The organism is Photobacterium sp. GB-72 (assembly GCF_003026095.1).
In the GTDB taxonomy this organism is placed as follows: domain Bacteria; phylum Pseudomonadota; class Gammaproteobacteria; order Enterobacterales; family Vibrionaceae; genus Photobacterium.
The window spans coordinates 187,352-199,377 of record NZ_PYNV01000001.1; the positions used below are offsets into that span (position 1 = coordinate 187,352).

12 protein-coding genes are annotated in these 12,026 nt (G+C 41.1%); 9 read left to right on the forward strand and 3 right to left on the reverse strand.

The genetic code is table 11. The features are described from left to right. Together C9J40_RS00865 and C9J40_RS00870 are read right to left on the reverse strand one after the other, a co-directional pair. Complete coding sequence (locus C9J40_RS00865; RefSeq protein ID WP_107245418.1) at positions 1-1,434, reverse strand: di-heme oxidoredictase family protein; 1,434 nt, start codon at positions 1,432-1,434, stop codon at positions 1-3. A gap of 95 nt (positions 1,435-1,529) precedes the next feature. Further along, complete coding sequence (locus C9J40_RS00870; protein WP_107205780.1) at positions 1,530-2,783, reverse strand: imelysin family protein; 1,254 nt, start codon at positions 2,781-2,783, stop codon at positions 1,530-1,532. Between the two features lie 310 nt (positions 2,784-3,093). Here C9J40_RS00870 and C9J40_RS00875 point away from each other — a divergent pair, with 310 nt between their 5' ends. From C9J40_RS00875 to C9J40_RS00915, 9 genes are all read left to right on the forward strand, one after another. Next, positions 3,094-3,597 (forward strand): MarR family winged helix-turn-helix transcriptional regulator, encoded by a 504-nt coding sequence (locus C9J40_RS00875; protein WP_005367205.1) that lies wholly within the window; start codon positions 3,094-3,096, stop codon positions 3,595-3,597. Between the two features lie 1,085 nt (positions 3,598-4,682). Beyond that, positions 4,683-5,570: a ubiquinol oxidase subunit II gene (cyoA, locus tag C9J40_RS00880; protein WP_107205779.1), complete on the forward strand. Its 888-nt coding sequence runs from the start codon at positions 4,683-4,685 to the stop codon at positions 5,568-5,570. 28 nt (positions 5,571-5,598) lie between these two features. Continuing rightward, entirely contained in the window at positions 5,599-7,650 is a 2,052-nt protein-coding gene (gene cyoB / locus C9J40_RS00885) for a cytochrome o ubiquinol oxidase subunit I (protein WP_199187009.1), read from the forward strand. A gap of 15 nt (positions 7,651-7,665) precedes the next feature. Then, positions 7,666-8,310 (forward strand): cytochrome o ubiquinol oxidase subunit III, encoded by a 645-nt coding sequence (gene cyoC / locus C9J40_RS00890; protein ID WP_107205777.1) that lies wholly within the window; start codon positions 7,666-7,668, stop codon positions 8,308-8,310. After that, a complete protein-coding gene (gene cyoD / locus C9J40_RS00895; RefSeq protein ID WP_005367198.1) occupies positions 8,310-8,648 on the forward strand; it encodes a cytochrome o ubiquinol oxidase subunit IV in 339 nt (112 codons plus the stop codon). Before cyoC ends, cyoD begins: the two co-directional genes overlap by 1 nt. Positions 8,649-8,660: 12 nt before the next feature. Continuing rightward, positions 8,661-9,578, forward strand: a complete 918-nt coding sequence (cyoE, locus tag C9J40_RS00900) for a heme o synthase (protein WP_045082985.1) — start codon at positions 8,661-8,663, stop codon at positions 9,576-9,578. Then, entirely contained in the window at positions 9,578-10,198 is a 621-nt protein-coding gene (locus C9J40_RS00905) for an SCO family protein (protein ID WP_107205776.1), read from the forward strand. The genes cyoE and C9J40_RS00905 overlap by 1 nt, the downstream gene beginning before the upstream one ends. Before the next feature lie 17 nt (positions 10,199-10,215). Continuing rightward, positions 10,216-10,713 carry a copper chaperone PCu(A)C gene (locus C9J40_RS00910; RefSeq protein ID WP_107205775.1) on the forward strand — a complete coding sequence of 166 codons (498 nt, stop codon included), beginning with the start codon at positions 10,216-10,218 and terminating at the stop codon, positions 10,711-10,713. A gap of 14 nt (positions 10,714-10,727) precedes the next feature. After that, positions 10,728-11,225, forward strand: a complete 498-nt coding sequence (locus C9J40_RS00915) for a hypothetical protein (protein WP_107205774.1) — start codon at positions 10,728-10,730, stop codon at positions 11,223-11,225. A 125-nt stretch (positions 11,226-11,350) separates the two neighbouring features. Here the strand turns inward: C9J40_RS00915 and C9J40_RS00920 are convergent, their stop codons facing one another. Next, a complete protein-coding gene (locus C9J40_RS00920; protein ID WP_107245697.1) occupies positions 11,351-11,815 on the reverse strand; it encodes a DUF2846 domain-containing protein in 465 nt (154 codons plus the stop codon). Positions 11,816-12,026 lie beyond the last annotated feature (211 nt).

Sequence of the window (12,026 nt, forward strand, 5' to 3'; positions counted from 1 at the left end):
TTACAGTGAATTTAAAAACGCGACTAATGCTTGGCGATCAGATAACGGCAGTTGCAACACTTTATCGCGGCTCATTTGTGCTTCACCGCCATGCCATAACACCGCTTCCATAACTGTTCTAGCACGCCCATCATGTAAAAAGTTAGTGTGTCCGTTCACTTCCTCGGTATAACCTAATCCCCATAACGGCGGTGTTCGCCATTCTTGCCCATTCGCTAAAAACTCCGGACGATTATCTGCTAACCCTTCACCCATATCGTGTAGCAATAAATCGGTGTAAGGGTTGATAGTTTGTTCAGATAACGCTGGAAGATCAGGGACAGTAGCCGTTTTAATATTCGTGCGGTGACAACTTTCACAGCCAATATCAGCAAACAACTTTTCGCCTTTCATAACTTGAGGATCAGTAATATTTCGACGCGCAGGTACCGCTAAATGCTGCGAATAAAATTCAACAAACTTGAGCACTTTGTCTGTGACTTCATGTTTTCCGCCATTAGGCAGTTCTTGGCAAATTGATTGCGCATCACTACAGTTTTCTTGTTCAAATAACGCACTGGTTAAGCCTAAATCACCATTAAACGCAGCAGCATTTTGTTGCATTAAAGTGGGTTGCCCCGCTTTCCAACCAAAGCGTCCAATCACCGTTTTATTCGCTTGCACATCCCACACTTGGTTTAATTTTCCGCTTACGCCTCTGCCTTCATCGGCTTGTGCAGTAACAAAAGACTTCAATGTCGCCTCTGGGATATGCTCCAACAAACCCAATCCGATCATTGGTGGCGCAATACGTGCAGATAACATTACATCTTCCACCATTGGGCCATAATTGAGATCCGTAATAGTTAAATTAGGCTTACGTAGGGTTATCACCTCACCGTCAGAAAACGTCACAGGTACATCAGTGTAGGTTAATGCTATTTGCCCTTCTGGTTTAGCTTCAGGCAAGGCAAAATCTTGTAATTGGCCGCCATAAGTCGGCTCTGGAATTGTGCCAGTTTTAATCAACTGTTTTTTCTGGGCATCTGTTAGTGCTGGAATACTTAAACGCACCAGCATAGAGACAGCATTAATATCGCCTTTTTCAGGTGGATGACCGCGCCCATCCTTAATGTGGCAATTCTGACAACCGTTGGTATTAAATAACGGCCCTAAACCATCACGGGCATCGGTTGTTGCAGGGGCTTGTACCCAAGGATTACGAAAAAAACTGTTACCAACACTGAAATCTAATCGCTTAGACATTGGCAAATTACTTGAAGGCAAAGAAAAGGCATTGGCACCTGTTTTTGGCGTGGTGGTATCACCGCCAGATTTAATTTTTGCCAGTTGCTCTTGGGTATACTTTGGTTTTGTATCAGGAAGAGATGATTCTGCCGACGCGATAACAGGCAGTAACCCTAACGACATCAATATCGTTGCTAAATACTTCATACTCACACTCATAGATTCTTATTATTAAAATACGAATAAAGTCGCCCTAACTGCTGGCGACTTATTCTTTATATTTTTGTTGAGCAGTAAGTCGTTTAGAACTGATGATCTGCTGTATCAGGATTTAGGTTACTTACCCCAATAATACTTGCCGCTTTTTCAATTTCAGCCGTTTGCTGCACTAACGCCATAATAGATTTATTCACCAACGCATGGCCGGCTTTATTATCTGTAGCAATAAGTTGATCAAAGTGTTGGTTATCTTTTTCAGCTGAATCAACCAGTGTTTGGAGTTGAGCGCGAGTTTTATCAAATTCAGCTTTAATTTCAGCCGCGGCTTTCTTATCTTTCGCTGCCACTAGGTCATTAATACTTGGACCTGTTAACACTTCACCATTAGTACGGGTGTAAGTACCCGTGTAAACGTTATAGATACCTTGCTCATTGTAGTAATGCGAGTTATGGGTGTTATCTGAAAAACAATCGTGCTCGTCTTCCGTTGAATTGGCTTCTAATGCCACCTTCATACGCTCACCAGCAAGCTCACCTAATGAAAGAGAGCCCATACCAAATAGCATTTTACGCAAACCGTTATCTGCTGATTCTGCTAGTAGTTCACTACGGTAGTTCTTCGCATCTGTTGCTGACCACTGCTTTTCCATCCATTGCAGATCGTTAATCAACAGTTGAGAAGAAGCCGTTAAATAATCAGCACGGCGATCACAGTTACCGTTAGTACACGCTTCGCCTTTTACAAAATCTGTAAATTTACGATCGCCAGCGCCACTCTTAGTACCGTTAAGATCTTGTCCCCATAATAAGAACTCAATCGCGTGATAACCAGAAGCCACATTTGCTTCAGAACCGCCTAATTCATTTAACCCAGCAATCAATTCAGGCGTGATCTTAGTAACATCAATCTCTTTATTACCCACATTCAGGGTTTTGCTTGCTACGATATTCGCTTTTGCACCTTCATTACCAAGCTCGTGTTGGTAATCATTCGCTACGTAGTCAATTAAACCTTCATCTAACGGCCATGCATTTAATTGTCCTTCCCAATCATCAACAATACCGTTGCCAAAACGGAATACTTCAGATTGTTGGTAAGGAACACGAGAAGCTTTCCATGCGGTACGTGCTGCTGAAAGTGTTTTTTCAGAAGGATTAGCAACAAGAGCAGCAATCGCTTTATCTAAATCTTTTGCGGTCGTTAATGCATCACTATAAACACTGTGTGCAAGATCAGCATAATGCGTCACCACCTCTTGCTTGGTTGCCGCTAGTGTCACGGTAGGCAACGTAAAAATCGCTGCTGCAATCAGAGTGTGAGTCAATGTTTTGTTCATTAAAGCGCCTTCCTTGTTAGAGCGTTTCTTAATAAAATCAAGAATAGAAATCTAATTGATAATTGTTATTATTTACAATAATATCAGATTGGTAACATTTTGAAACACATCAGCCGCATTTAATGATAATAATTTGCATTTAATTTTTTAAAAAAACCATAACTCGAACAGATATAACGATTATCTCGATGTTTTTCACGTATAATCTTTGCTATAGCTAGCGTAATCATACATATTGCAACATTGAGATTTATTACCGCAGTGATAAATCTCAACACGTAATATGCCGCTGTAAGATTTGGAGATTTACATGGACAAGCACGAAGAAGTACTGATTGCTCTTCGACAAATTATTCGCGCTATCGATCTGCATTCAAGAAAATTGAACAAAAACGCAGGATTGACAGGGCCTCAATTAGTTTTGATGCGAGCGATTAAAGCATCAGGTGAAGAAGTAACTATTCGTCAGCTTTCTAATAATACTAATATGAGCCAAGCAACGGCTACGACCATCCTTGATCGACTAGAAAAACGCGGTTTAGTGGTACGTCAGCGTAGCCAATTAGACAAGCGAAAAGTGCATGCTCACCTTACCGAAGATGGCTTAGCGCTACTTGAAAAAGCGCCATTGCCGTTACAAGATAGCTTTATTTCTCAATACCAAGAATTGGACGATTGGGAACAATCACTGTTACTGTCATCAGTACAGCGTATTTCAACCATGATGAATGCCGAGCACCTTGATGTCGCTCCTCTACTTGAAGTAGGTAGCATTACTCAGCAAGAAAAAACCAAAAGCGAATTAGAAGAATAACTCGCAGATATCATATTGATTTAAAATATAAAAACCGATCAACTGATCGGTTTTTTACTTTCTCTTACTTGGATGTTTTTACAGTGTTTGGAAACGTCCACCGTCCATCTATACTATCAGGTTAGCTTGATAGATCCGAACCATGAAAGCGGCATAATCACTCGCTAAATTTTCTCTGTTTAGCTCATAAACCACCACTAGCGAAACATACCGATCCTTCATTTCTAGGAGGGTATCTGTACTCCAGCAACAACATCAGAACACCCGCCATATAAAGTGTCTCTTGATTCATTCTAATCATTGATTGCGGTTCAATCGATGTTGGTGTGTCTTAACTGATACCCATGATTCACGCCTTTTACTCATTTCTGAATATCGATAAATTTTGCTGGATTCAACATTCGTTCTCAATTCTATCGTCATTGACAGTCCTAACCTATCTAAAGCTAAAGAGTGCAATCAGCCAATAATCAAGAAAAAAACATAGAAAGTTAAAACAAACTAACCCCCATCTTTAATGTTTCGATTTGGTAACAAAACTTAAATTAGCAATAAAAAAAATGAGATCTCAATCACCCAAGCGTTTTGGGTTAGAAAATCATAAAAACATCAGGAACAAAGTGACTCACAAAAATGATCCATATCGTACTTTAAAACATAAAATATTAAGAAAATCATAACCAAAGAGAATGCAAGCAAAATTCTTAAGTTACATAAAAGTCCCTATATTAGTCACTCGAATCATTAAGCTATGTATGTACACATTCATTAAAATTTGAACACAACACCATTGTTTTTTTGTACGAAATCAGTGAAAATTTGCAACGAACATCATCATTTTGCAACAAAATACAACATGTGTTTTACATTGCTTTCTTTTGCCATTAAATTGCAGTCATAAACCTTATGAACAAAAGAAGGAAATCAGACACGGTTAATATCTATAACGCATAACAAATTTCTAAATTTTGTTTACACGTTAAATAATTACAAATCAATAATAAATATTTGACAATTCTTTTAAAGCAGTCTTCTGATTTTCATTACTGGATTAAATGAAAGTAGTACAAGGTCAGGGAGGAAAAATGAAGATAACACGTAGCAGGAAAGTTGGGATAACGATCCTTGCAATATTATCAGTAGCACTTTTAACGTTTCTATTTACTAGCAGTAACATGGTTCTATTCGATTCAAAAGGTTCGATTGGCCAAGCCCAGTCTACACTGATCATTACATCAGTACTTTTGATGGCGATAATTATAGTCCCTGTTTTGCTGATGTCCGTGTATTTCCCTTATAAATACCGTCACAGTAATAAAGATGCGGAATACAAACCAAATTGGGAGCACTCCACAAAAATCGAAGTGATTGTGTGGGCCGTTCCTTGTTTAATCATTCTTGCGCTAGGTTGGATCACTTATCAAACCTCATATTCTCTCGACCCGCGTAAAGAGATTGCGTCTGAAGAAAAACCGTTGACTATCCAAGTTGTTGCAATGAACTGGAAATGGCTGTTTATCTACCCTGAACAGCAAATAGCAACGGTTAATGAAATCGCGCTTCCTGTAAACCGCCCAGTGAGATTCTTAGTTACATCTGATACCACGATGAATTCATTCTTCATCCCACAACTTGGTAGCCAGGTGTACGCGATGGCTGGGATGGAAAATAGACTTCACCTAATGGCAGAAGAAGAAGGCGTTTATCGTGGCATTTCTGCGAACTATAGCGGCTTTGGTTTTACCAACATGAAGTTCAAAGCACACGCTGTAGACAATGCCGACTTTGACCAATGGGTTCAAAAAGTAAAAACATCCGACAAAGTATTGAACGACAGTAGTTACGACGTACTGACAGCCAATGCTAAAGAGCAAATTAAAACAGCTCACCCTGTGACTTATTTTGCTTCTGTCGATCCTCTTCGATTCAAAGATATCATTGAAAAACACGCGGGAGTCCAAAATGGCTTATAAAGGCGATGTCTACGCCGATCCGGATCCTATCTTCGGCAAACTAAATTGGGATGTAATTCCATTTACAGACCCAGTCATATTACCTGTTATGCTAGGCGCTCTTTTGGGTGGACTAGCACTTGTGGCTGCAATCACTTACTACGGTAAGTGGAAGTATTTATGGGAACAGTGGTTTACTTCCGTCGACCATAAGAAAATCGGTATCATGTACATCATTGTTGCGGCAGTGATGCTTTTCCGTGGTTTTGCTGACGCCTTCATGATGCGAACCCAGCAAGCAGCAGCAACCATCAATGGAACGGGTTATTTACCTCCAGAGCACTACGACCAAGTCTTTAGTGCCCATGGTGTAATCATGATTTTCTTCGTTGCCATGCCATTCGTGGTTGGCCTGATGAACATCATCGTTCCACTTCAAATTGGTGCACGTGACGTAGCCTTCCCATTCTTGAACTCTTTGAGCTTCTGGCTATTTGTTGTTGGTGCAATTCTGATTAACATGTCTCTGTTTATCGGTGAATTCGCTGCAACAGGTTGGCTTGCTTACCCACCATTATCTGGTATGGAATACAGTCCTTGGGTAGGTGTCGACTACTGGCTTTGGGCGCTACAGATCTCTGGTATCGGTACCCTACTGACCGGTGTTAACTTCGTTGTAACCATTATTCGCATGCGTGCACCAGGTATGAAACTGATGCAAATGCCTGTGTTTACATGGACATCGCTATGTGCGAACGCACTGATTGTTTTGGCTTTCCCAATTCTGACAGTAACGTTAACGCTATTAACACTTGACCGTTACATTGGCACCCATTTCTTCACCACAGATATGGGCGGTAACGTAATGATGTACGTTAACCTTATCTGGGCATGGGGTCACCCTGAAGTATACATTCTGATTTTACCTGCTTTTGGTATCTTCTCAGAAATCACAGCGACATTCTCACGTAAGCGTCTATTTGGCTATGTATCACTTGTGTGGGCAACAGCCGTTATCATGATTCTGTCATTCGTGGTATGGCTACACCACTTCTTCACCATGGGTGCAGGGGCAAGTGTTAACGCCTTCTTTGGTATTGCTACGATGATTATCTCTATTCCAACCGGGGTTAAGATATTCAACTGGCTATTTACCATGTACAAAGGTCGCGTTGAGTTTTCAGCGAGCATGTGGTGGACAATTGCATTCCTGATTACCTTCACAATTGGTGGTATGACAGGTGTAATGCTTGCAGTTCCAGCAGCGAACTTCGTACTGCACAACAGCTTGTTCGTTATCGCTCACTTCCATAACGTAATTATCGGTGGTGCGCTATTCGGTTACTTTGCAGGTTTCACTTACTGGTTCCCGAAAGCAACGGGTTTCAAGCTAGACGAAAAACTAGGCAAGCTTTCTTGTCTTCTTTGGACTATCGGTTTCTTTGTAACCTTCATGCCAATTTACGTTCTAGGTTTCAGCGGTATGACACGTCGTCTAAATGTTGCTGATAATCCTGAATGGGCACCACTACTTTGGATCTCTGCATTTGGTGTATTCATCATTGCATCGGCTATTGCGACTCAGTTCTACCAAGTTTACGTAAGTATTCGTGACCGTAAGCAAAACCTTGATCTTACTGGTGACCCATGGGATGGACGTACGCTTGAGTGGGCAACCTCTTCGCCACCAGCGTTCTACAACTTCGCAGTTCTCCCTAAGATTCACGACCGTGATGAGCACCACTATGCAAAAGAGAACGGTTTAGCGTACAAAGCGCCTGAACGTTACAAGCGCATTCATATGCCAAAGAATACTTGGGCAGGTGTTGTGATCAGCGCATTCGCATTAACACTCGGTTTTGCTTTTGTATGGCACATCTGGTGGATGGTAATCGCTAGCGGTGTTGGTATTTTGGCGTCATGGATTGCATATAGCTTTGAGCGCAACAAAGACTACTACGTTGAAGTTGCTGAAGTTGAAGCAATTGAGCGTGCACATCTAGCACGTGTTTATGGCGAACAAGGTTCGACAAGCGAAGAAAACAAAGACGAAGATCAGGATGAAGATGATTCGTCTGACCTAAAACCTGTTACGGCATAGGGACTGACAGCAATTATGACTACAGAAGTTAAACATACATTTGAACCAAACGTCGCTGCTCAGTCACATGGCGGTCATGATCACGACGATCATGACCATCATGATTACGCAGGCGATACAGTCTTTGGTTTCTGGATTTATATCCTTAGTGACTGTTTATTATTCGGTACGCTTTTCGCAGTGTTTGCCGTTTTCTCAAACAGCTTTGCTGGACAAATTGAGCCAACTGAACTGTTCAACTTAACTTTCGTTGCTGGTGAAACTGCCCTACTTCTTCTAAGTAGTTTCACTTTTGGCATGGCAATGCTTAAGGCGAACAAAGAAGACATGAAAGGTATGCTCAAGTGGTTGGGCATTACCTTTGCGCTCGGTCTGTCTTTCTTAGTAATGGAGCTTTATGAGTTCTGGCATTTCAGTAATGAAGGTGCCACTTTCCACAGCAGTGCATACTGGTCATCTTTTTATGCACTTGTTGCAACGCACGGCCTTCACGTATTTGCTGGCCTGATTTGGATGATTGTTCTATTCGTCCACTTCAAGCGTGATGGTTTTTCTGAAGATAATAAGACGCGTCTAGCTTGTCTGAGCTTATTCTGGCACTTCCTAGATGTTATTTGGATCTGTGTATTCAGCGTTGTTTACTTGATGGGGGTATTGTAATGGCTAATTCATCTGAGCACGGCCAAGGTGGACAGGCTCACGGTAGTGTAAAAGAGTATTTAAATGGCTTGATTCTATCCATCATTCTAACTGTAGTACCTTTTGTTATGGTGATGGCTGGAATCGGTTCTAAGCCGCTCATTATCGGCGTAATCATGGTTTTCGCCGTCGCGCAAATTTTTGTTCAACTTGTTTACTTTTTACATATGAACACCTCATCAAAGCAGATGTGGAATACCTCCTCCGCTGTTTTTGTTGTGGTAATTGTCGCAATTATCCTCATCGGTTCGTTGTGGATTATGGAACACCTAAATCACAACATGCTGATGGGTCACTAATAGGGTTACAGGATGTATAGACCTTATCTAAAAATCACCAAACCCGGTATTATCGGCGGCAACTTAGTTGCCGCCATCGGTGGTGTGCTTCTCGCTTCTCAAGGCAATATCGATTGGCTATTACTGCTTGCTGTTTGTATGGGTACTAGCCTAATCGTTGCGTCTGGCTGTGTTTTCAACAACGTGATCGATAAAGATATCGATCGCTTAATGAAACGCACCTGTGAACGAGAGCTCGTTAAAAATGTTATACCTGTATCTCATGCGCTTATCTGGGCTACGGTATTAGGTTTATCTGGCTTTTATATACTAAGTCAATTTACAACAACGGTTGCATTGCAATTTGGTGTGCTCGGGTTCGTTGTTTATGTCGGTTTATATAGCCTTTATTACAAGCGTAAATCCGTTTACGGCACATTGATAGGCGGACTTTCAGGCGCATGTCCTCCGGTTATCGGTTATTGCGCAGTAACAGGTCACTTTGATGCAGGCGCTGCAATCTTATTCATTACTTTCTGTATCTGGCAACTTCCGCATTCCTATGCCATTGCCATTTACCGATTTGATGATTACAAAGCAGCATCTATTCCCGTTCTACCTGTAGAAGTGGGTATCGCACGTGCTCGTTTACACATCATCGCTTACATTATTGCCTTTGCTGTTGCTGCTTTAGCACTTAACTACCTAGGTTATGCGGGTAGCTGGTATGCACTGGGTGTGGGTTTAGTCAGTCTTCACTGGTTATATATTGCCAAAGTGGGCTACCAAAAAGTGCCAGATGCGCAATGGGGCAAACAGATGTTACTTTGCTCAATCGCTAACATCATGGTGTTTTGTTTACTTATTTCTCTCGACTTTTCAGCGGGAGACCTATCAGAAAATTATCAAGCTAGTAATACAGTAGTTTCTACTCTGCTGGAGCGAAGTTAATGACGAAAAACCCTGTAAAAATTGTGCTCCTTCTTGGAGCACTTGCCCTCGCTGGCATTTTCGCGCTTTACATAACTAACAGTACAACCCCGATTGGAGATAGACAGAAAGCACTGAAAGATCTTGGCGGTGAATTTCAACTAAATAGCCGTGATGGCACCGTCAGCCTTGGTCAATTTAAAGGACAAACTGTCGTTCTCTACTTTGGATTCCTAAACTGTGCTGAAGTCTGCCCTTCTTCTATGGGCGTGATGTCGACAGCTTTTTCTATGTTGCCACCTGAAGAATATGCCAACGTACAAGGTATCTTTATCAGTGTCGATCCAGGTCGTGATGATCTTGATTCTCTTGACAAGTTTGCTAAGTATTTTGATAAACGCATTAAAGGGCTAACAGGAACAAAAGAAGAAATAGACGCTTTAACAGAACAATATGGTGTTTACTTTGATTTAGTTGATATGGCGTCTTCTGAACTTAGCTACACCGTAGACCACGCTTCTCGTTTCTATATTATAAACCCAGAAGGAAAGCTGGTTGATGCAATGAGCCATACAACGACACCTATTGAACTAGCTGCTGGTATTGACCGTGCACATAGCAACGCGCTTGCTAAAAACTAAAATGTATAGGGAAAATAATGAAAAAGACCGTATTATCGATCGCGTTGGCACTGGTTGCATTCCAAGCTTCTGCACACGACCACAGTGCTCATGACACTGCAGTGGCTGACACGAAGACATACCATCAAGTACAAACCGTTAATGACGTCCTTACGATTGAAAATGCTCGTGCTAAAGCCACTATTCCAGGGGTAAAGGTTAGCGCAGGTTATATGAAGATCACCAACGATACCGATGAGCCTATCCGCCTTGTAGAGGCAAACTCATCTATCGCAAAACACACAGAGTTCCATCGTATGTTTATGCGTGATAGTCAGATGGCGATGCGTAAAGTTGATGCTCTTGAGATCCCTGCAAATGGTTCTATTGAGCTAAAACCAAAAGATTACCACCTAATGTTTATGGGTGTTAAAGAAGCTTTAAAGCCAGGCCAAGAAATCAAAGTGACTTTAGTTGCTGACAACGGTGAAAAGTTTGACGTGCAACTCACTGTTATGCCGATGACCAAGTATTGATTCGGAGTATAAATATGAAGTTATTTGCTTGTGTGCTAGGTTCGCTACTCGCGTTACCCAGCTTGTTTAATATCGCTCAAGCGAAAACATCAATGGACAGTATTCTTGAGAGCCAAGCTATCCCCTGCTCTTCTGAGCTAAGGGATTTGGCAACAGTCTCGTTAAAAGATAATCCTCATCGAATGCTGCCTTACGTGAGTAAGTCTGATGATGTGCACCTTTTCAATGCACTGGCGGTAACCACTTATCGTGATCGTCAAAGCCATGTGACTTTTCATGGTGTGAAAAATATCGAAGGTGGATGTGACACTTCAGTCACTGAAAGTTATATTTTGCAAACGTCTTGTGCAGACGCTCGCCATGAAGCTTTTAGCAAATGGGATTTCGAAGGGAAACTGAATGAACATACCTATGTGCTAAAGAGCAAAAAAATCAAAGGCAAACAAGCGTTTCTTACCGAGCAGTTCTCGAACTTTTGCTTAGTAACAACACGACAAGTGATTAGTAACTAACTACAGCCATAATCAATATCAATGCCCTGTTTCTTGATTATTCAAGTACAGGGCATTTTTTTTGCACTGAAGATAAAAACCGATCATCAGATCGGTTTTTTGTATCTAAAATATTAGATCGTACTTTAAGTGAGATCAGGACAATCCGCAGTTTTCGCCATTTTCACTTTCATTACTTCCGCTTTACCCGCTTCTTCATCGACTAATTCAATACCAGCACCGCCAACAAACGCGCCAATTTTAATAAATTGATTAATGAAATAGTTTCTACCCGCTTCAGTAAATAACGTTATATGGTTTTCAGAAAATTCAGATTCAGTACTGACTACGTGTTCTTCACCCGCTTTTACTTCATGGTAGAAAAAGACACCAGGTGCCGTTTCACCGACACATTCTTTATCTACATAAACATATTTTTTTAATGCTCCGCCGACAATAGAGTCCTCACGATAAATATAGATACCCGCTTTACCTTCTTGTGGCGCAGTAAACTTTTTCGCTTCATTAGACACCGCTGTATCAACAGTCGGAACAGATGCACAGCCAGATAAACCTAATAGTGCCGCACTAACTAATAATTTATATTTCATAAAACCTATCACCAACAAATCCATGACAAAAATAAATAAACAGCCTTGTTACTGATTAAATGTTACTCAAGCTAGTGCTTAATTAACATGAACTTAATAGCAAATTTTTACATTTGGCATTATCTATTTTTGTATCTGATACCGAGCAATAAAACGCTAGTTAAAATATGAGTAAATAGACATTTGTTATCTATGAAGGTAAAAAAAGACC

Bases quoted from the DNA above. Each gene is read 5' to 3' on its own strand.
- C9J40_RS00865 (WP_107245418.1), bottom strand. From the start codon at position 1,434: ATGAAGTATTTAGCAACGATATTGATGTCGTTAGGGTTACTGCCTGTT.
- C9J40_RS00870 (WP_107205780.1), bottom strand. From the start codon at position 2,783: ATGAACAAAACATTGACTCACACTCTGATTGCAGCAGCGATTTTTACG.
- C9J40_RS00875 (WP_005367205.1), top strand. From the start codon at position 3,094: ATGGACAAGCACGAAGAAGTACTGATTGCTCTTCGACAAATTATTCGC.
- cyoA (WP_107205779.1), top strand. From the start codon at position 4,683: ATGAAGATAACACGTAGCAGGAAAGTTGGGATAACGATCCTTGCAATA.
- cyoC (WP_107205777.1), top strand. From the start codon at position 7,666: ATGACTACAGAAGTTAAACATACATTTGAACCAAACGTCGCTGCTCAG.
- cyoD (WP_005367198.1), top strand. From the start codon at position 8,310: ATGGCTAATTCATCTGAGCACGGCCAAGGTGGACAGGCTCACGGTAGT.
- cyoE (WP_045082985.1), top strand. From the start codon at position 8,661: ATGTATAGACCTTATCTAAAAATCACCAAACCCGGTATTATCGGCGGC.
- C9J40_RS00905 (WP_107205776.1), top strand. From the start codon at position 9,578: ATGACGAAAAACCCTGTAAAAATTGTGCTCCTTCTTGGAGCACTTGCC.
- C9J40_RS00910 (WP_107205775.1), top strand. From the start codon at position 10,216: ATGAAAAAGACCGTATTATCGATCGCGTTGGCACTGGTTGCATTCCAA.
- C9J40_RS00915 (WP_107205774.1), top strand. From the start codon at position 10,728: ATGAAGTTATTTGCTTGTGTGCTAGGTTCGCTACTCGCGTTACCCAGC.
- C9J40_RS00920 (WP_107245697.1), bottom strand. From the start codon at position 11,815: ATGAAATATAAATTATTAGTTAGTGCGGCACTATTAGGTTTATCTGGC.